This window comes from Pseudomonas sp. GM33 (assembly GCF_000282295.1).
GTDB classification, from domain to species: domain Bacteria; phylum Pseudomonadota; class Gammaproteobacteria; order Pseudomonadales; family Pseudomonadaceae; genus Aquipseudomonas; species Aquipseudomonas laurylsulfatiphila.
The window spans coordinates 84,009-103,703 of the sequence record NZ_AKJO01000070.1 but is presented as its reverse complement, the minus strand read 5'-3'; the positions used below and the strand labels follow the sequence as shown (position 1 = coordinate 103,703).

The following is a 19,695-nucleotide window of genomic DNA, read 5'->3' as shown; positions in this document are numbered from 1 at the left end:
CGCAAAGGTCCCGGAATCGGGATGGGTCTCGATTTTGTTGGCCTGCGAAGCTGGACTCAGCGGCGCATTGCGGCGGACACTAACGGCTCGACAGCGCGTCCACAACGTTATGCGAGAAGCGCATCAGGCTATGCGAAAGCTGGTTTTTCGCGGGCGGGCACCGTTGCAAAACCAGGGGAATCGGCAGCGTGAATATCAAGCAACTCGAGGCTTTCAAAGCCATCATGGCCACCGGTTCGACCATCGGTGCCGCCACTCGCATGGGGCTATCCCAATCGGCCGTCAGCCGCTTGCTCACGCAGCTGGAAGAAGCATTGGGCTTCGCCTTGTTCCTGCGTAAAAAGGGCCGTTTGATGGCCACGCCGGAAGCCGAAGAGCTGCTCGCCGAGGTCACCGGGCTGGTGGATGGCATGCAGCGCATTCAACGTATGGCCGATGAGCTGCGCATCGGTCGCTCGCACAAGAGCCTGCTCAAGGTGGGCGTGCCGACCAGCATGACCCAGGAGCTGCTGCCGAAAATCGTTGCCGAATTTCTCAAGAGTCACGACGACATCGTCGTCGAGTTGCTCACTGGCTCCTACGACACCATCGAGCGCGCCGTGCTCGACCGGTCTGCCGATCTCGGCTTCGTGCGTTTGCCTACTGAACTGTCCGACTTCGACATTGAACCGGTACTGGAAACCGAAGGTGTCTGCGTCATGCCCGCGGATCATCCGTTGACCCGCCATGCAGTGATCGACGTGCAGCATCTGCGCAATGTGCCGCTGGTGTTGCTGGGCCGGCAACGGGCCTTGCGCGCCGAGCTCAATCAGGTGTTTCGCGCCGTCAACCTGACCCCGCAAGTGCGCATCGAAGTGCATTCGGTCGGCGCCGCCTGCAGCTTTGTCGCCGAGGGCCTGGGGGTGTCGATCGTCAATGGATTGCTGGCCAGTCACTTCACTCATTTGCCGGTTGTCACCCGACCTTTTCGCCCGGCACTGCGCTACGAATTCGGTCTGGCATTCCGTCGGGATGAGCAGCGTCCACCGATGGTGAGTGCCTTTGCCGCCCATCTCAAACAACGTCTGAACGAGTCGATGAAGACCGTCCACGCATCACAAAACGCATAGCCCGACCCGCTCCACGCATAACGTTGTAGCCCCTTGGCGTTTGCCCTAGTGTCTGCCCCATCGAAACATTGACACTCAAAATAAAAACACCAAAGGGCTCACCGCCATGTCCCAGATCGACCTCGCACAACCGGGTGCCGCCGAAAGTCAGACGCAACCCGTCAAGCCGACTGTACGCAAAACCATTAACCCGGCCATCATCCTGCTGAGCATCGTGTTGCTCGCGGTCGGGTTCACGTATGCGGTCAACTCCGGCAGCTTCCAGCGTCAGAACGGGCTGGTGGTACCGGGCTCTTATCAAGTCCTGGAAAAGAGTCATTCCCTCACTCATCTGTTGGCTGTCGAACCTCGCGCAGCCAAGGATGCGGTGGCCCGCCCGGTGTCGCTGATCGAAGGGTTCATGGCGATCCCGCAGGGCATCGAAAAACGAGCCGGACTGATTTTCATGGTGCTGTTCATCGGCGGCATGTTCGGCGTGCTGAACAAGGCCGGGGTGATCGACGCCGGGCTCGAACGCCTGCTCGGCATGACGCGCGGCAACATCTACGTGCTGGTGCCGATGCTGATGCTGGTGTTCTCCGCCGGCAGCACCTTCATGGGGTTGGCCAAGGAATTCATCCTGATCGTGCCGCTGATGGTCGCGATGGCCAATCGACTGGGGCTGTCGAACCTGATCGGTCTGGCCATCGTCTGTATTTCAGTGAAGATCGGTTATCTGGCATCGATCACCAATCCGGTCGCGCTGTCCGTGGCGCAACCTATGGTCGGGCTGCCGATTTTCAGCGGCATGAGCATGCGCATTGCCGCTTACGCATTGTTCCTCGCCGTTGGCATTGTCTTCGTGCTGTGGAGCATTCGTCGCCACGGCTATGACGCCAGCGCGGTCATTACCTTCGAAAGCCAACCGCTGCCGTTGCGCCATTTGCTCAACCTGCTGGTGCTGGCCTTCGGCGTGGGCTTCATGGTGTTTGCGTCAAACCGCTGGGGCTGGAAGTACCACGAACTGTCGGCGTTCTATCTGCTGCTGAGCGTGATCTTCGCAGCGATCCACGGCATGGGTGCGAGCATCGCCGCCAGTGCTTTTGTCGACGGCATGAAAAAAGTCCTGATCGCCGGTGTGTTGATCGGTCTGGCGACTGCGGTGGAAATCATCCTCAGCACCGGTCAGGTGCTCGACACCATCGTCAACGGCCTGGCCAGCGTAGTCAGCGATCATGGCCCGGTGGTTTCGGCCTACGCGATGTTCTTCTCGCAGCTAGGCCTGGATGTGCTGATCCCGTCCACCTCCGGTCAGGCGGCCGTGACCATGCCGATCTTCGGCCCACTCGGCCAACTCTCCGGTGTCAGCCCGCAAACCACGGTGTATGCGTTTTTGCTCGGCAATGGCCTGACCAACATGATCACCCCGACCTCCAGCGGTCTGCTGGTGCTACTCGCCACCGCACAAGTCGGCTGGGGTCAGTGGGCGCGCTACATCTTGCCGTTGTTCCTGATCTATACCGTGCTGGCGATGGTGTTGCTGGCGGTCGCAGTGACCACCGGTTACTGAGTTCCAAGGCGTCCACCCGCAAGGGGACGGGCGCCGGTTTCCACAAGGTTCTGATATGACTTCGCTGAACGAACAGGCATTGCCCGCCATGCGCTTGCTGCGTGACCAGATGATCCGTCTGCGTGATGGCATCCACCTCGCGACCGATATTTACCTGCCAACCGATAGCGCAGGCCCGTGGCCGGTGGTGATCGAGCGCACGCCCTACAACAAGAGCAGCCCCTCGCGCTCGGAAAAACAACTCGACGCCCAGCACATTTCCCGCAGGGCCATGGCCGAGCGTTTCACTGCGCAAGGCTTCGTGGCGATCTTTCAGGATTGTCGCGGGCGCTACGCCTCCGAAGGCGTATTCACCAAATACACCTCGGAAGGCGAAGACGGTTTTGACACCCTCGCCTGGATCGTCGAGCAACCCTGGTGCAACGGGCGAATCGGCAGCATGGGGTTGTCCTATGCGGCCCATACGCAATTGGCGATGGCCTGCCTGCATCCACCGGGACTGCAAAGCATGGTGCTCGACTCCGGCGGCTTTGCGAACGCGTTCCAGTGCGGCATTCGCCAGGGTGGCGCGTTCGAATTGAAACAGGCGACGTGGGCCTGGCGGCAGGCCAAGGAAAGTCCCGCCGCGATCGCCAACCCAAAGATCCGCGAAGCCCTCGAGCAAGAAGACATACACCAGTGGTTCGCCCGCATGCCGTGGCAGGCCGGACACTCGCCGATTCGCCATGTGCCGGAGTACGAAGCCTATCTACTGGAACAATGGGCGCAGGGTACTTTCAGCGACTACTGGCGCAAGCCCGGCATCTATGCCGAAGGACACTACGACAACCTGCCGGATATTCCGGTGCTGTTCATGTCCAGTTGGTATGACGCGTATGTCAGCTCGACGCTGGCCAACTACCGTGCCTTCAGCCGCCACAACCGCAGCGCCCAGCATTTGATCATGGGACCGTGGCTGCACGGCGATCGCAACATCAGTCACAGCGGCGATGTCGAGTTCGGTGTGGCGGCCAACTTCGATGGCAACGTGGCGCGCACCTGGCTGGATTGTCGACTGGACTGGTTTGCACGCTCGCTCAAGGACCAGACCGGCGAGGCTGCGGCCACGGCGCCGGTCCAGGTGTTTCTGATGGGCGGGGGCGATGGTTCGAAAGATCAGCACGGCCGACTGCAACATGGCGGACGCTGGTTGAAGAGCTCGCAGTGGCCGCTTCCGGGTAGTCGGTCCCTGAGCCTGTACCTGAACGATCAGCGCCAATTGAGCACGGAACCGCCTTCAGCATGTGAGTCGAGTCTGAGCTATCGCGCCGATCCCGATCATCCGGTGCCGACCATCGGCGGCGCACTGACCTCCGGTGCTCCGGTATTCGTCGGCGGCGCATTCGATCAACGTGAGCGAGCGGATTTTTTCGGCACACAGGGTAATGACCAGCCATTGGCCGACCGTGCCGATGTGCTGAGTTTCCAGACCCTGCCATTGACCGAAGACATGATCGTCGCTGGCCCGCTAAGCATTGAACTGTGGGTGGAAAGCGACGGCCTCGATACCGACTTCACCGCCAAACTGGTGGACGTTTATCCGGATGGCTATGCGATGAACATCACCGACGGAATCGTGCGCTGCCGTTACCGCGACTCGTGGGAGAAACCGCAGCTACTGACTCCGGGGCAACGGGTAAAAGTCGTGATCGAGCCGTTTGCCACCTGCAACCTGTTCAAACGCGGGCACCGCGTGCGCCTGGACATTGCCAGCAGCAATTTCCCGCACTTCGACGTCAATCCCAACAGTGGTGAGGCCGAGGGGCAGGCCTTGTACAAGCGCATCGCGACCAACACGGTTCATATGTGCGCAGACTTCGCCTCACGCCTGGTGCTGACTACTTTTGAACCCGAAGCGCTGGCGGATCTGGATTGTCAGGCTATCGATTCGGATTGATGCAGGGCGGCCGGTGTTGCTGTTTATCACCCGGGGCCGAGAAAAAAAGGTTCTTCACGCATTTCCGGGAAATTGTAGGAGCAGTCGGTCGACGCTCGATTGCTGGCGATGGACTCAAGTGCGCCGCGCTTATCCAGTTCACACGCGTTATCGTTAACGACCATCGCTGGCAATCAGGCTGTCATCGTCCGGCGCGGGGTGCCAGCCAAGCTGTTTTTCGAAGGGGGTTATGGACTCGTCGTGACGCTCGACCGTGGCGACACTGGGCAGGGTGCCGAGGAGTGCCTGGATACCTTCGACCAGCCACTGTGGTGGGGCGAAGCCGGGTTGTACGTCGATGATCAGGAGGGCTTGGCGCATGGGCTTCTCCGAGGGAATGGCAGTGATAGGGGGGGATAGTGGATGCAAAATATTGTGGATGGTCTCGCTGGCCGCCTCCTGCACTTAGCGGCCTTGCGTGAACGTCTATGTAACCCTCTCGTCAGATTTCACCTGCCACAAAGTGCTTTTGTGAGTTGGGAGCGTACGATGCAATACAGGTTCTCGCTGAATTCCCGCTTGAGTGAACGAAGCGACTGAGCGGAATGGAGTTGGAGAAACATCATGATTCCCAAGCACTATTTGAAAGCCCTGGCGACGCTACTCATCGCCGCTGGCGTGCAGTGGGTGATGCTACCTGTCTACGCGACCGAGCAGGGTGAACAACGGCGTGAAGCTCGCGATACCAGGCAGGAAGGGCGCTCCACTGCTCGGCAAACCAAGGATGCCTGCAGAAAGGGCAGTGACAAGAGTAACGTGGAATGTCGTCAGGACAAGCGCAGCACCAAGCAGGATACTCGTCGCACAGCCCGGGACATCAAGTACTGATCGTTGGCGTGGGTCCTGTTTCAGACTGTTGTAGGACCTGCGATACAGCCAGAAACAACAAAGCCCACACAGGGTGGGCTTCGTTGGTGTCTCAATTGGTGGAGCCGGGGGGATTTGAACCCCCGTCCGCCAGTACTCCGCTGTCGGTACTACATGCGTAGCCGTGTCTATTAAGTTAACCCTCAGCGACCCGACGGGCAGGGTGCTTTGGGCGAGTTGTGTAAGTTTTAGCCGCTTCGTCCACAACGTACTGCACGGCGATTCTGTTCTATATGACAATCACTTTGGGTTTACAGACATCCCCTGATGATTGCTGGACCCGAAGGTACCAGGAGGGAAGGGCTAAGGCTGCTTACGCAGCGAGAGCGTATTCCCCGTAGGTTTCGTCATTGGCAACTATAGGAAGTTGCAACAGTGGATTTACGAGTTCTGTTACCAACTCGGCATGCACCTAAAGTTTCGCAACCGGCGTCGAATCCTAAACGGCCCCGAGCCTGGTGCTCTGTGAATCAAGTGAGCAACAAGCCTGCACAGTGTACGTCAACACGACTCAGAAGGCCAACCCGAAGGTAGGCCACCACACATCATGGGTTTGGCTGGTTGCTCTGTTTGTCAGCGAGTGCCAATGCCTGGGTGGCTTCGGTGACGCATTTTGTGTCGTCTCCGGAGGCTTGTGAGGCTTCGGCGCTGGACATCAGTCTCTTGATCTCCATGGCGGTGCTTCCGGAGGTCGCCGGCAGCGCGTTCACTTTGCCTTTGAGCTCTTGCAGCTTGCTCGTACACAGGTTGTTGTCCGCAGCAAATGCAGGAGAGGCCAGCATTGCAGCGGAAATGAACAGACCAGCGAGTGTGGTGCGCTTCATGGGTATCACCTTGAACGGATGGGGCCTACCTCAAAGACTACGATTCAACACAAGAATTCGGTTTTTTCAGACAGCGTGCCAAGCTTTTCCCTCGATGCGGGCGGTTACACATTCCCAGACCCCGGATGCAAAAAAACCCGCCGTTGGCGGGTTTTGTTTTGCTTCGTATCGGATTACTTCCCGCCTTTTTTCGCGTCGGTGAGGGCCTTGATGACGTCGTTGGTCTCGGCGATGCAATCATCAGTGCCCTGCTTGGTGCCTTTTGCATGGTCGGCTTCGGCTTGCTCGACGGAGGCTTTTACCTGGTCAACCATTTCCGGAGGAATCTGTGCCTTTGCGTTTTCGATGGTTTGCAGATTGACCGCGCACTGATCTTTTTCTGCGGCAAACGAGGGGGAAGCGAGCATAGAGGCAGTAATAAACAAACCTAACAGCACAGAACGATTCATGTGTATCTCCTTGAGCTGAAGGGCCAGGCATTGCTGGCCATCAAATCGAGCTACCGAGTGTTGGGAGAGTCCCGCATTGGCGGGACTTGATCAGTGGACTGCGGTGGCACCTCAGGGTTCTGTTTTTTACTGTGGAGCTATCGATTCCGGCAAGTAGGTACATCTATGCACCTTCCTTGGGTCCTTCTATCAGGGCACCCTAGCCTGGGTAACGCGGTCCACCAGATAGACTAGACCGTGGTAATCAATGCCGCCATGTTGCGTCAAACCGATCTCACAGGTGCGGCTGGTGGAGATGCCTTCGCTGCATTGTTGCACCGCGTCCTTGAGCGTGCGCAGCGAATGGGCATTCAATTGCGGCGTGGTGAAACCCTTGTCGCCGGCGAAGCCGCAGCAGTGAATGCCCTCAGGAATGACCACGTTTTTGCTGCATTTGCGCGCCAGATCGATCAGTGCCTGACTTTCGCCAAGGTGCTGAGTGCTGCAGGTGACGTGCACTGCAATCGGCGCTTCCTGCGGTGTGAAGTCGAGGCGATCCATCAGGTGCGTGCGGATGAAACGCACCGGATCCTAGAGGTCCAGTCGAACGTCGCCAAGGTCTTGAGTGAGCCGTAACGTACAGGGACTGGTGTCGCAGTAAATCGGGTCGAGCCCACCGCGACTGGCGTGCAGCAAGGCGCCGATCAGTTCCTGGCGCTTGTGTTCGGCGTGTTCGGCGTAGCCTTTGGAGGCGAATGGCTGGCCGCAGCAGAGGTTGTCCAGATTGTCCGGGAAGACCACCTGGTAACCGGCCTTTTCCAGCAGCCCGCGGGTTTTGTCGTACAACGACACCTGCTCTTTATCCCCCGCCGCCGGCCCCATGACCCGCGACACACACGCCGCCAGGTACACCACCCGAGGGCGTTCGTCCGACACGGCAGGACTGAAGCGGATGGCTTTTTCCGGCTGCGGCATGGCGTTGGTCCATTGCGGGACCTGACCTTTGGACAGCTTCGTCAGTGTCGACGAGAGTTTTGCCAGGCGTGGCGCGCCCAACAACATCCGTGCGCCATTGGCGACGTGCAGGGTGAACCGCGCCCCTTGTAGCGCCGTGGCGAAATTTCCTTCAAGCCAATTGGCGGTTTTCGTATGGGTTGCCGTGCGGCTACGGAGTTTTTTCACCAGTTCGCCGGTGTTGATGCCGACCGGGCAACGTTGTGCGCACAGGCCGGTGGCGGCGCAGGTGTCGATGCCTTGGTATTCGTACGCGGCTTCGAGTTCGGTGGTATCGATGCCGGCGCGTTTTTTCGCCTGAATATCGCGCCAGATCACGATGCGTTGGCGTGGGCTCAGGGTCAGGCCCTTCGATGGGCAGACCGGTTCGCAGAAGCCGCATTCGATGCACTTGTCCACAATCTCGTCGGCGGCCGGCAAGGGCTTGAGGTGCTTGAGGTGGATCTGCGGATCATCGCTGAGCACCACGTCCGGGTTGAGAATCCCGTTGGGGTCGAGCAGACGCTTGAGTTGCCACATCAACTGGTAGGCATCGCTGCCCCATTCCAGCTCGACGAACGGCGCCATGTTGCGCCCGGTACCGTGTTCGGCTTTCAGCGAGCCGCCGAACTCCACTGCCACCAGTTGCGCCACGTCGTCCATGAACGCCTGATAGCGTGCGACTTCTTCCGTGTTGTTGAAGCCTTGGGTGAAGACGAAGTGCAGATTGCCTTCCAGGGCGTGTCCGAAAAGGATCGCTTCATCGTAGTGATGTTTGTCGAACAGCTCGATCAGGCGATTGACGCCGATGGCCAGTTGTTCGACCGGGAAGGTGACGTCTTCGATGATCACCGTGGTGCCGGTCTTGCGCACCGCGCCAACGGCGGGGAAGGTGTCTTTGCGGATGGCCCAGAGACGGGCGTTTTCCCGTGGGTCCTCCGTGAAGTCGACCTGCTTTTCCACCGGGAACGTCTGCAGCGACGCCATGATCTGCGCCAGTTGTTCATGCAGCAGGGCGGACGAGGCGGCGCGGGATTCGATCAGCAGGGCGCAGGCATTGTTCGACAGATGCTGTACGAAAGACGGCATGCCGGGTTTGTCCTGCACTGAGCGCAGGCTGCGCCGATCCAGCAGTTCCACGGCCGACACCGGTTGGCTTTTCAGTACGGTAACCGCGTTGCAGCAGGTCTCGACATCCGGGAAGACAATCAGGGCCGAGGCCTTGTTCGGGTGGTCGATCACCGTGTCGTAGGTCACTGCACTGATGAACCCGAGCGTGCCCTCGGAGCCCACCAGCAAGTGGCTCAAGATATCCACAGGCTCGTCGAAATCCACCAGGGCATTGAGCGACAGGCCAGTGGTATTTTTCAGACGGTATTTGTGGCGGATTCTCGCAGCCAGATCAGCGTTGGCGCGGGTCTCGCGACCCAGAGTCGCCAGGCGCTCCAGCAACGCGGCATGGCTTTGGCGAAACGCCGCGACGCTGGCGGCATCTTCAGTGTCGAGACGACTGCCGTCGGCCAGCACCAGACGAATGCCCGCCAGGGTGTGATAGGTGTTTTGCGCCGTGCCACAGCACATGCCGCTGGCGTTGTTGGCGACGATGCCGCCGATCTTGCAGGCGTTGATCGAGGCCGGGTCCGGGCCGATCTTGCGTCCGAACGGCGCCAGCCAGGCGTTGGCCTGGGCGCCGATCACACCCGGTTGCAGGCGGATTTGCGTGCCCTGGTCGCGGATCTCGCGCGCGTTCCAGTTGTCCCCCAGCACGATCAGCACCGAGTCGCTGATCGCCTGGCCGGACAAACTGGTACCGGCGGCGCGGAAGGTCACCGGCACCTGATCGCGTTGCGCCAGTTGCAGCAGCGCCACCACTTCGTCTTCGGACTCGACGCGGATCACCAGTTGCGGAATCAATCGATAGAAACTGGCATCGGTGCCGAAGGCCAGGGTCGATAGCGGGTCGTCGAAACGTCGCTCTTGTGGAATCAGTTGCTGTGCATCTCGCAGGAAAGCGGCCGGTAGACTCATTGGTCCTCCAGGATCAGTACCACCAGGTCTTTCGGGCCGTGGGCGCCGTACGCCAGCACTTGCTCGATGTCGGCGGTCTTCGACGGGCCGGACACCAGCAACGCGTTGGTCGGCATGCCCTGGGCCCATTCGAACTCCTGCTGCACCTGATAGAAGTTGTCGCGGATTTCGCTGGCCTTGAGCAGGGCGAAATGCACAGGTGGCGCCAGGCTCATCAAGCGCGGTTCTTCCCGGGTCGGCCAGATGATCAGGCTACCGGTTGCCGCGATGGCGCCCAGGCTGCCGGTCAGGCTCGCCGGGGTGTCGTTGAACAGTTCGGCTTTCCATTCTTCGACCGGACGGTCGTAGGCTTTGAGCGCCGGCAGATCGGGATTATTCGCCCAATGCTGTGTGATGCGTTGACCGTGGGGCGTTGTCGGTGCGATCAGCAGGCTCGGCAACTGGCGATCCCGTAGCAATTGCGCTAACAGCGCCGGCCAGTCTTCACCGGAGGTCAGGTGGATTTCCGTGTGCACCGCTTCCATCAGTTTGCGCAGTTGTGGAATGCGTTGCTCTGGCGCGTAGGAGTAAGGCAGGGTCACCAGATCGACATCAAAGTTGTCGGCCACCGGTGTGGTGCCTGTCAGACTTTTACGCAGTTTGGCGAGGATATTTTGCTTGGCGCTCATCAGCGGTCTCCCTGTTTGGCCAAGTGCTCGCGGGCCATGTCATGCAGTGAGCGGGCGGCGGGTTTCGGTGCGCTGTGGTTTTGCGTCCACGGGCCGACATTACTCGGCGTGAGGGCGCGCAAACGGGTGGCGAAGAAGCCGAACAGGCGATACAGCGTCGGCGAACTGTTGAGCTTCGCCCAGGCATTCCAGAGGAACCGCTCCTTGCGCGAATACTTGCTGCCCTGGCCACGCATCACTTGATGGGGGCTGTCCGGGGCCTTGACGTTTTCTTCGCGCAGGCGCCGCAGCAACGCAGGGATCGGGATTTTTACCGGGCAGACTTCGCCGCAGGCACCGCACAGCGAAGACGCGCTCGGGTGATCCGGGACTTTCGCCAGGCCGACCATGTGCGGGGTGACGATTTTTCCGATAGGGCCGGGGTAAACCTCCCCATAGGCATGGCCGCCGATTCGGGTATACACCGGGCAATGATTCATACAGGCACCGCAGCGGATGCAGTTCAGGGTCTGGCGCAATTCGCTGTCGGCAAAGGCCTGGCTGCGACCATTGTCGAGCAATACCAGATGCACTTCCTGCGGGCCGTCGAGTTCATGTGCCTTGCGCGGGCCGGAGATCATGTTGACGTAGGTCGTGATCGGGATGCCCAGGGCCGAGCGGGTCAGCAGCGATAGCAACGGCACCACGTCGCGCAGGTTTTCCACGACTTTTTCGATACCGGTAACGGCGATGTGCACGGGCGGTACGGTGGTGGTCATGCGACCGTTGCCTTCGTTTTCCACCAGCAGCAGGGTGCCGGTTTCGGCCACGGCGAAGTTGACGCCGGAGACGCCGATGTCCGCTTCGAAGAATTTCTGCCGCAAGACCTTGCGACCGATCTGAATGAGTTGGTCAACGTCCTTGGTGTATTCCACCCCAAGTTTGTCGTGGAACAAGGACGCGACCTGAACGGCATTCTTGTGGATCGCCGGCATGATTATGTGTGAAGGCTTCTCGTGGTCGAGCTGGACGATGTACTCGCCCATGTCCGATTCCAGGCATTCAATGCCCCGGTCAGCCAGGAAATGGTTCATTTCCATCTCTTCACTGACCATCGATTTGCCCTTGATCACTTGCCGCCCCTCGTGAGCGCGGATGATCGAGAGGACGATGCCATTGGCCTCGTCCACCGTTTCCGCCCAGTGCACTGTCACACCGTTGCGGGTCAGGTTCTGTTCCAGTTGCTCGAGCAGGTCGGGCAACTTGGAGAGCGCGCGGGCACGGATTGCATTGCCCAGTGCGCGCAAGTGTTCTCTTTCATGGGCATCGCTGAACGCCGCTGCCCGTTTGGTCATCAGTGAATCCATCGCCTTGCGAAAGTTGCCTCGCAATTGCGCGTCACCCAGCGCGTTGTGGGCGCGGGTGCGGAAATCTTCTTCTACGGCAACCGTAGGAATAATCGTCGAGGTGCTCATTTCGCACCTCCGGTACGCTGCCAGAGGAAGCTGGCCAGATGTTGGCCGCGCAGCGCTTCTTTCTGTTTCTCCAACGAGCCGTTGATGTTCATCAAGCAGCCGCAATCGGCACTCAATACCTTGTGCGCGCCGGATTCCTTCAACGCCCGGGTCTTGTCAGCCACCATCGCGCCGGAAATGTCTGGCATACGGACGCTGAATGTTCCGCCAAAGCCACAGCACTCACTTTCGTGATCGTGATTGACTCGCTCCACATTGCTCAACTGCGACAACAATTCGCGGCCGTGCAGGTGGGTGTTCATTTCGCGGCGTGCCGAACACGAAGTGTGCAGCGCCACTTTCACCGGCTCACCGCTGTCCTTGAACTGCACCTTGCAGACAAACAGCAGGAACTCGGCCAGCTCAAAGGTTCTGGCAGCCAGGGCCTGAACCTGTTTCAACGTGTGCGGCTCGTCCTTGAACAAGTCGGCATAGTGTTCGCGCAACATCCCGGCGCAAGAGCCCGACGGCACCACCACCGGATAATCCCCGGCAAACAACGCCAGTTGCGAGCGCGCGACGGTTCGTGCCTGCTCGGTGTAACCCGAGGTGTAGGCCGGTTGTCCGCAGCAACTTTGCCCTTGCGGGTACTCGACACGAATGCCTTCGCGTTCCAGCAGGTGGATCGCATCCATCCCGGCTTCGGGGTAGAACAAATCGACCACGCAGGTCCCGAACAGGTAGACCCGTGACGGTTTCTCGCTGGGGTATTGCCGAGGCTCGGGCAGTGGCGGGGCGACACGGGTCGCATTCGGCACGGCGTTGTAAAAAAGCTCGCTCATCAGGCGGTCTCCGGGTGGTCCCGGTTATTCGTCTGTTGAGGCTGCTGAATATAGAGCCGGAAGCTTTCAGCAGCCTTACAGACCGGGGTGTGAATTGCGGACGCCGGGGGCGTGGCCCAGCGTCGGTTTTTACCGTTTGGCTTGTAGTCCTTAGTGCACCAGCATGCCGGTGAACCAGTAGGCCTGAGCCAGAGTGATCAAGCCGACAATCGTTGCAAAGAATAGGCTGTGCTTGAGGGTGAAGCGGAACAGATCCGATTCCTTGCCCACCAGACCGGTCGCGGCGCAGGCCACGGCGATCGATTGTGGCGAGATCATCTTGCCGGTCACGCCGCCGCTGGTGTTCGCCGCCACCAGCAAGGTGTCGTTGACGCCGATCTGGTGCGCGGTGGTCGCTTGCAGCGAACTGAACAGGGCGTTGGACGAAGTATCGGAGCCGGTGAGGAACACGCCCAGCCAGCCGAGGAATGGCGAGAAGAAGGGGAACGCCGCACCCGTCGCCGCCAGTACCAGGGCCATGGTCGAGGACATGCCCGAGTAGTTGGTGACGAAGGCGAACGCCAGCACCATGCCGATGGACAGGATCGGCCAGCGCAGTTCGTAGAAGGTCTCCTTCAAAGTGGTAAGACCAGTTTTGACGTTGATCTTCAGCACCAGCATCGAGATCAGCGCCGAGAAGAAGATCGCTGTGCCAGTGGCAGAAATCGGGTCGAGTTTGAACACTGCCGGAATAGCCGTTGGCGTAGCCACGATCGGCGCGACCTTGATCACCATCTGGTCCAGGTGCGGAATGGCGAAGTTGAACACGAAGCTGTACATCGAGCCGCCAGCGGCGAACATCGCCTTGAACGGCTTCAGGGTCCAGATCGTGACCAGTACGGTGAGAATCAGGAACGGCGACCAGGCCTTGAAGATTTCCCCAAGGCTGTAGGGCGAAGCCACGGTTGTGCGCTTCTGGCCGAAACCACCGACGCTGGCGCTCACTACCGAGGCCGAGACAGCGCCGACGATGTGCTGGCCGGCGGCGCGTTTTGGTTGCCAGACTTTCAGGAACAGGGTCAGGGAGATCAGTGCGGCCAGGGCCGAGGTGATGTCCGGCAGTTCCGGGCCGATGAAGTTCGAAGTGAAGTACTGGGTCACGGCAAAGCTCAAACCGGCCACCAGCGCTGCTGGCCAGGTTTCCCGCACGCCGCGCAGGCCGTCCATCATGAACACCAGCCAGAACGGTACGAACAGCGACAGCAGTGGCAGTTGGCGGCCGGTCATGGCGCCGATCTTGAAGGCGTCGATACCGGTCACTTGCCCGGCCACGATGATCGGAATGCCGAGGGCGCCGAAGGCCACCGGCGCGGTGTTGGCGATCAGGCACAAGCCGGCGGCGTACAACGGGTTGAAGCCCAGCCCTACAAGGAGTGCGGCGGTAATCGCCACCGGCGCGCCGAAACCGGCGGCACCTTCCAGGAATGCACCGAAGCAGAAGCCGATCAGCAGCACCTGCAGGCGCTGGTCATCGGTGATCGACAGGACCGAACTGCGGATGACTTCAAACTGACCGCTCTTGACCGTCAGTTTGTAGAGGAATACCGCTGCCACGATGATCCAGGCAATCGGCCACAGGCCATAGGCGAAGCCATACCCGGCGGCGGCGAGCGCCATATCGACCGGCATCTGGAAAGCGAAGATCGCCACCAGGATCGACAACGCCAGGGTGATGCTGCCGGCCACGTGCCCTTTGAGGCGGAACACGGCCAGGGCCAGGAAGAAAAACACGATGGGGATGACGGCGGCGAGTGCGGACAGGCCGAGGCTGCCGAGCGGGGTATAGAGCTGTTGCCAGGTTTGCATATGGGGTGGCCCCTAATTGTTGTTGGTCAGGCACTGATCAGCGTTCTTGGATAATTGGTAAGACCAATTTACAATCGCTGTTGGCTAGGGTAAAAGCCTTGTAGGCGGTGTGTCAATTTGCCGCCCTAAAACTTTTGTCGAATGCAAAGTGCGCAGGTCGTCCGTCTGGTATGACCAAATGCGCTGTGGCAGGTGCTGGCGCGGCGCCGATAGGCCAGAATAGAGCCCCGGCGAGCCGTCGGATCGTGGAGAAATCGAGTTATGGGGTTTGATCAGATTCGTCAGCGCCGTTTGTCTGACGATATTGTCGAGCAGCTTGAGGGCATGATCCTCGAGGGCACGCTGAAGGCCGGAGAGCGCTTGCCGGCCGAGCGTGCGTTGGCCGAACAATTTGGCGTGTCCCGCCCTTCGTTGCGTGAAGCCATTCAGAAGCTGACCGCCAAGGGGTTGCTGGTCAGTCGCCAGGGCGGCGGCAACTATGTGGTGGAATCACTGGGTACCACCTTCAGTGATCCCTTGTTGCAGCTGCTGGAAAGCAACCCCGAGGCGCAGCGCGACCTGCTCGAGTTTCGCCATACGCTGGAAGCCTCCTGCGCCTACTACGCGGCGTTGCGCGCCACTGATGTGGATCGCGAGCGGCTGACCGCGGCATTCAACAAGTTGCAGGACTGCTATTCGCGCCACGAAGAGGTGAGCCGTGCCGAAGAGGGGGCCGCGGACGCAAGCTTTCACCTGGCGATCGCCGAGGCAAGCCACAATGCCGTGCTGCTGCATACCATCCGCGGGCTGTTCGACTTGCTCAAGCGCAACGTGGTGACCAACATCGGTGGCATGTACAAACAGCGCACTGAAACCCGCGACATGCTAATCACGCAGCATCGGGAGTTGTACCAGGCGATTATCGAAGGGCGGGCGGAGCAGGCGCGGGAAGTTTCCAGTCGGCACATTCTGTATGTGCAGGAGGTGCTGGAAGAAGTGCGTCAGGAAGTGCAGCGCGTGGCCCGGGCAGAACGGCGCAAGGGGATGTGACCTTTTAAAGCAAAAGATCGCAGCCTGCGGCAGCTCCTACAGGGAACGCATTCCAATGTAGGAGCTGCCGCAGGCTGCGATCTTTTCGCTGACGCCGCGAAACCAAGACAGAAAAATCAGTCTTCCTTGCCCTTGTTGCGCACCGCACGCTGCAACTCGCGACCCGCGTCGCGTTCGCGCTCGGTATCGCGCTTGTCGTATTCCTTCTTGCCCTTGCCCAAGGCAATCTCGCACTTGACCATGTGCTTGCTCCAGTACCAGGACAGGCACACGCAGGCGTAACCCTTTTGCTGCACCGCAGCGGACAGCTTGTCCAGCTCGCGACGGTTGAGCAGCAGTTTGCGGCTGCGCACCGGGTCGGCGATGACGTGGGTGCTGGCGGTCGTCAGGGGCGTAATGTGACTGCCGAGCAGCCAGGCTTCGCCATCCTTGAGCAGGACATAACTGTCAACCAGTTGCAGCTTGCTTGCCCGAAGACTTTTTACTTCCCAGCCGGCCAGGACCAGACCAGCCTCGAACTTGTGCTCGATGAAGTAATCGTGTCGCGCCTTTTTATTTTGCGCGATGGTCCCTGTTGGGTGTTTCTTCTGTTTAGCCATAGGGGCGGCATTATAGGGAGTTACAACAGAGTCGGCTACGGGGTTGCTACGTGCTTGAGCAGGTTGATTGAATCCCGGACAATGCGGCCTCTTTTTTGAACGCTTGGGCGTGATAACGATGTCGACAGACAAGGTTTCTGTCCACGGCAGTTGGGCTAGCCGCTGGGTCTTCATACTCGCCGCGACCGGTTCGGCCGTGGGGCTGGGTAGTATCTGGAAATTCCCGTACATGGTCGGCGTCTATGGCGGCGGTGCCTTCGTGCTGATGTTCCTGGCCTGCATCGCGCTGATTGGCGTGCCGGTCATGCTGGCCGAAACGCTGATCGGCCGGCGTGCACGACAGAGCCCGGCCAATGCCTTGAAGGCGCTGGCGGTCGAGGCGGGGCACTCGGGCAAATGGTCCTGGGGCGCATTTGCCGGAATGATCACGGCGTTGCTGATCCTGTCGTTCTACAGTGTGGTGGGCGGCTGGTCGCTGGATTACATCATCGACATGGGGCGTGGCGATTTTCAGGGTGTGACGGCGGATCAGGTGGGGGCTTACTTCGGCAATGTCATTGCCGACCCCTGGCGCCTGACACTTTGGCACACGATTTTCATGCTGCTGTCGGCGGTGGTGATCGCAAAGGGTGTGGTCGCCGGGCTTGAGCGCAGTCTGCGCATCATGATGCCGTTGTTGTTCGTGATGGTCTTGGTGCTGCTGGGCTACAGCATGACCACCGGTCATTTCATGGAAGGCGTGCATTTCATGTTCGACTTCCACCCGGAAAAGGTTCTGGACGGTTTGTTGCCCGCGATGGGGCATGCGTTCTTTTCCCTGAGCGTGGGCGTCGGCTCGATCATGATCTATGGCGCCTACATGCCGAAGAGCTCGTCGATATCGGGGACTGTCGTTGGTGTGGCGCTGCTCGACACCTTCGTTTCCCTGGTGGCCGGCCTGGCATTGTTTCCGATTGTTTTCGCGGCGGGCCTGAACCCGAGCGAAGGGCCGGGGCTGATGTTCGTCAGCCTGCCGTTTGCCTTCGGCAACGTGGCGTTCGGGCAGTTGATGGGGGTGGTGTTCTTCGTGCTGGTGGCGGTCGCTGCCTGGAGTTCGGCGATTTCCCTGCTTGAACCGATGGTGGCCTATCTGGTCGAGCGCACTAAAGTGAGTCGTGCCTGGGTCACCTTCTGGCTGGCTTTCAGCTGCTGGTTCGTCGGCCTGGGCACGGTGTTCTCCTTCAATATCTGGAAGGAGGCCAAGTTCTTCGTGAACGAAGGCGGGATGTTCCACCTCTACCAATGGGGAGCAACCGGTGGTCTCGACTTCTTTGGCGTGATCGATTTCTTCACCTCGCGACTCATGTTGCCGCTTGGCGGTTTGTGTTTCGTGGTGTTTGCGGGCTGGATCATGGGGCGTGAAGCGGTGCGCGACGAGTTGTCGATTCGCAACCCTGCGCTGTTTGGTCTGTCCTTGTTCTTGATGCGCTATGTGGCGCCCATCGGCATCCTCGTAGTGTTTGCCGCCCAGCTGTGGAAGTGACGCTGACATGACGACACACATTTCACGTTCGGCCTTGCTGCCGTACCCGGCACAAGCGCTGTATGACCTGGTCAACGACGTGGCGCGCTACCCGGAGTTTCTGCCGTGGTGCTCGTCGGCCGAAGTCTTGGAGAGCTCCCCTGAGCATATGCGGGCGAGCGTTGGGGTGGCCAAGGGCGGCCTTAGCCAGCATTTCGTCACGCGCAACACCCTGGTTCCCGGGCAGTCGATCGAAATGAACCTCGAAGAGGGCCCTTTCACCCAATTGCATGGCATCTGGGTATTCAAGTCGCTGACTGACAAAGCCTGCAAGATCAGCCTCGATCTGTCGTTCGATTATGCCGGGCCACTGGTTCGTGCCACCTTGGGGCCGCTGTTCAATCAGGCCGCCAACACCCTGGTGGATGCGTTCTGCCAGCGTGCCAAGCAGATACATGGTTGAGGTCATGATTGAAATCGAGGTGGTCTACGCGGCCGTGGACCGTCAGGTGCTGCTGACGCTGACGGTGCCGGTCGGGACGAGCGTGCGGGCAGCCTTGCTTGGGTCCGCCCTGGCTGGGGAGTTTCCGGAGCTGGATCTGGCCAATTGTCCCGTAGGGATCTTCGGCAAGGTTGTAGCCGATCCAGAGCGTCGGTCTGTCCAGGCAGGAGATCGTATCGAGATTTACCGGCCCCTGTTGGCCGACCCGAAAGAGGTGCGCCGACTGCGCGCGGCAAAAGCTGCCGAAGCCAAAGCGCGGAATCAGTGAGTGGCTTGAACGCCAGACAATAAAAAGCCCGGACATGCCGGGCTTTTTATTGCGTCGCAGATTATTGCGGCGAGGTGTCCAGTGGTTGCGGCGTCGGGACCGGCACGGTTTCTACGCCGTCGACGTCCTTCTGGATCTGGTCCAGCAACGAACCTGGCTTGACCGGCTTTTCCGGTTTTGGCTTCTCGACGTTTTCTGCCGGGGCAGCCACTGTCGTGCCGCTGTCCTTGCCGAGAATTGCTTCGTCACGGCTCACGCCTGGCATGAAATCACCGGAGAGGCTGACAAGCTGATCATTTGGGTTGAAGATAACGCTGATGCGTTCCTGTTGGCGTTCACCGCCACCAGGTTGCAAACTGTACAGATAATCCCAGCGATCGGCATGGAACGTGTCGGTCAGCAGAGGGTTGCCCATGATAAACCGTACTTGCTTGCGGGTCATTCCCGGGCGTAACTGGTCTATCATGTCCTGCGTGACGACATTGCCCTGCTGGATGTCGATTTTGTAAACCCCGGGGAATGAACAACCGGCGAGTGCGAGCAGTCCCACAAAGGTGAAACTGGTTAGCAAGAGCTTGGTGTTTTGCATCGGTGGGCGACTTCCACTATCTTGGCTGGGACAACGTAAACGCCGATCATACCCGCATTAAGAGAAGCTGCGAAGCAGCATCGCGAGAAAGCTGACCATGGTTGAAAATAGCGAACTACGCAAAGCCGGCCTCAAAGTGACCCTGCCACGGGTCAAAATTCTGCAAATGCTCGACTCCGCCGAGCAACGCCACATGAGTGCCGAGGATGTCTACAAGGCCCTTATGGAGGCTGGTGAGGACGTCGGTCTGGCCACGGTTTACCGTGTTCTGACCCAGTTCGAGGCAGCTGGCCTTGTGGTGCGGCACAACTTCGACGGAGGCCACGCGGTCTTCGAGCTGGACGACGGCAAGCATCACGACCATATGGTCAACGTCGAAACCAGCGAAGTGATCGAATTCTTCGACGAAGAAATCGAGCGGCTTCAGAAAGCAATCGTCGACAAGTATGGCTTCGAGATGGTTGATCACAATCTGGTGCTGTACGTGCGCAAGAAAAAGTAAGCATGTCGCGCGAACATCCGTTCGCGAAACGAACGAAGGCGACCCCAGGGTCGCCTTCGTGCTTTCTGCTGTGCTGGTTTGCACATGGATCTTGTAGGAGCTGCCGAAGGCTGCGATCTTTTGACTTTGCCCTTACTAAAAGCA

Annotated in this window: 17 protein-coding genes, 1 other RNA gene and 2 pseudogenes; 9 read left to right on the top strand and 11 right to left on the bottom strand. The window is 59.6% G+C overall.

Going from position 1 to position 19,695, the window contains the following annotated elements; all coding sequences use genetic code 11:
* Window positions 1–188: 188 nt before the first annotated feature.
* From PMI26_RS19405 to PMI26_RS19415, 3 genes are all read left to right on the top strand, one after another.
* Window positions 189–1,109 carry a LysR family transcriptional regulator gene (locus PMI26_RS19405; RefSeq protein ID WP_007973171.1) on the top strand — a complete coding sequence of 307 codons (921 nt, stop codon included), beginning with the start codon at window positions 189–191 and terminating at the stop codon, window positions 1,107–1,109.
* 106 nt (window positions 1,110–1,215) lie between these two features.
* Window positions 1,216–2,658: a YfcC family protein gene (locus PMI26_RS19410; protein WP_007973169.1), complete on the top strand. Its 1,443-nt coding sequence runs from the start codon at window positions 1,216–1,218 to the stop codon at window positions 2,656–2,658.
* A gap of 88 nt (window positions 2,659–2,746) precedes the next feature.
* Window positions 2,747–4,594 carry a CocE/NonD family hydrolase gene (locus tag PMI26_RS19415; protein ID WP_033047697.1) on the top strand — a complete coding sequence of 616 codons (1,848 nt, stop codon included), beginning with the start codon at window positions 2,747–2,749 and terminating at the stop codon, window positions 4,592–4,594.
* A 162-nt stretch (window positions 4,595–4,756) separates the two neighbouring features.
* Here PMI26_RS19415 and PMI26_RS0129510 read toward each other — a convergent pair.
* Window positions 4,757–4,954 (bottom strand): annotated as a pseudogene (locus PMI26_RS0129510) (hydrolase); the annotation flags it as partial.
* Window positions 4,955–5,197: 243 nt separating this feature from the next.
* Between PMI26_RS0129510 and PMI26_RS19420 the strand changes: the two are divergent.
* Complete coding sequence (locus PMI26_RS19420; protein WP_007973164.1) at window positions 5,198–5,461, top strand: hypothetical protein; 264 nt, start codon at window positions 5,198–5,200, stop codon at window positions 5,459–5,461.
* A gap of 96 nt (window positions 5,462–5,557) precedes the next feature.
* Here the strand turns inward: PMI26_RS19420 and ssrA are convergent.
* From ssrA to PMI26_RS19455, 8 genes and pseudogenes are all read right to left on the bottom strand, one after another.
* Window positions 5,558–5,951: a transfer-messenger RNA gene (gene ssrA, locus PMI26_RS30530) on the bottom strand.
* Between the two features lie 94 nt (window positions 5,952–6,045).
* On the bottom strand, window positions 6,046–6,324 hold the full coding sequence (locus PMI26_RS19425) for a hypothetical protein (protein WP_007973162.1): 279 nt from the start codon (window positions 6,322–6,324) through the stop codon (window positions 6,046–6,048).
* A 173-nt stretch (window positions 6,325–6,497) separates the two neighbouring features.
* Complete coding sequence (locus PMI26_RS19430; protein ID WP_007973159.1) at window positions 6,498–6,773, bottom strand: hypothetical protein; 276 nt, start codon at window positions 6,771–6,773, stop codon at window positions 6,498–6,500.
* Between the two features lie 189 nt (window positions 6,774–6,962).
* A pseudogene (locus PMI26_RS19435) lies at window positions 6,963–9,773 on the bottom strand (FAD-binding and (Fe-S)-binding domain-containing protein).
* Window positions 9,770–10,441: a LutC/YkgG family protein gene (locus PMI26_RS19440; protein ID WP_007973154.1), complete on the bottom strand. Its 672-nt coding sequence runs from the start codon at window positions 10,439–10,441 to the stop codon at window positions 9,770–9,772. Before PMI26_RS19440 ends, PMI26_RS19435 begins: the two are co-directional and overlap by 4 nt.
* Window positions 10,441–11,895 carry a LutB/LldF family L-lactate oxidation iron-sulfur protein gene (locus tag PMI26_RS19445; protein ID WP_007973151.1) on the bottom strand — a complete coding sequence of 485 codons (1,455 nt, stop codon included), beginning with the start codon at window positions 11,893–11,895 and terminating at the stop codon, window positions 10,441–10,443. The genes PMI26_RS19440 and PMI26_RS19445 overlap by 1 nt, the downstream gene beginning before the upstream one ends.
* Window positions 11,892–12,716, bottom strand: a complete 825-nt coding sequence (locus PMI26_RS19450) for a (Fe-S)-binding protein (protein ID WP_007973147.1) — start codon at window positions 12,714–12,716, stop codon at window positions 11,892–11,894. The genes PMI26_RS19445 and PMI26_RS19450 overlap by 4 nt, the downstream gene beginning before the upstream one ends.
* 150 nt (window positions 12,717–12,866) lie before the next feature.
* The gene (locus PMI26_RS19455; protein ID WP_007973146.1) at window positions 12,867–14,561 is read right to left on the bottom strand and encodes a lactate permease LctP family transporter; all 1,695 of its coding nucleotides are present in this window, start codon (window positions 14,559–14,561) and stop codon (window positions 12,867–12,869) included.
* A gap of 261 nt (window positions 14,562–14,822) precedes the next feature.
* Here PMI26_RS19455 and PMI26_RS19460 point away from each other — a divergent pair, with 261 nt between their 5' ends.
* On the top strand, window positions 14,823–15,590 hold the full coding sequence (locus tag PMI26_RS19460; protein ID WP_007973145.1) for a GntR family transcriptional regulator: 768 nt from the start codon (window positions 14,823–14,825) through the stop codon (window positions 15,588–15,590).
* Window positions 15,591–15,706: 116 nt separating this feature from the next.
* Here the strand turns inward: PMI26_RS19460 and smpB are convergent, their stop codons facing one another.
* Window positions 15,707–16,189: an SsrA-binding protein SmpB gene (gene smpB / locus PMI26_RS19465; protein ID WP_007973144.1), complete on the bottom strand. Its 483-nt coding sequence runs from the start codon at window positions 16,187–16,189 to the stop codon at window positions 15,707–15,709.
* A 118-nt stretch (window positions 16,190–16,307) separates the two neighbouring features.
* Here smpB and PMI26_RS19470 point away from each other — a divergent pair, with 118 nt between their 5' ends.
* The 3 genes from PMI26_RS19470 to PMI26_RS19480 are packed head-to-tail and all read left to right on the top strand — an operon-like array spanning window position 16,308 to window position 18,460.
* Window positions 16,308–17,711: a sodium-dependent transporter gene (locus tag PMI26_RS19470; RefSeq protein WP_007973143.1), complete on the top strand. Its 1,404-nt coding sequence runs from the start codon at window positions 16,308–16,310 to the stop codon at window positions 17,709–17,711.
* Window positions 17,712–17,718: 7 nt separating this feature from the next.
* The gene (locus PMI26_RS19475; protein WP_007973142.1) at window positions 17,719–18,153 is read left to right on the top strand and encodes a type II toxin-antitoxin system RatA family toxin; all 435 of its coding nucleotides are present in this window, start codon (window positions 17,719–17,721) and stop codon (window positions 18,151–18,153) included.
* Complete coding sequence (locus PMI26_RS19480) at window positions 18,146–18,460, top strand: RnfH family protein (RefSeq protein ID WP_033047687.1); 315 nt, start codon at window positions 18,146–18,148, stop codon at window positions 18,458–18,460. The genes PMI26_RS19475 and PMI26_RS19480 overlap by 8 nt, the downstream gene beginning before the upstream one ends.
* 61 nt (window positions 18,461–18,521) lie before the next feature.
* On the opposite strand, the gene PMI26_RS19485 is transcribed toward PMI26_RS19480, so the two are convergent.
* The gene (locus PMI26_RS19485; RefSeq protein ID WP_007973139.1) at window positions 18,522–19,049 is read right to left on the bottom strand and encodes an outer membrane protein assembly factor BamE; all 528 of its coding nucleotides are present in this window, start codon (window positions 19,047–19,049) and stop codon (window positions 18,522–18,524) included.
* Window positions 19,050–19,146: 97 nt separating this feature from the next.
* Between PMI26_RS19485 and fur the strand changes: the two genes are divergently transcribed.
* A complete protein-coding gene (gene fur, locus PMI26_RS19490) occupies window positions 19,147–19,551 on the top strand; it encodes a ferric iron uptake transcriptional regulator (RefSeq protein WP_003197684.1) in 405 nt (134 codons plus the stop codon).
* Window positions 19,552–19,695: the final 144 nt, after the last annotated feature.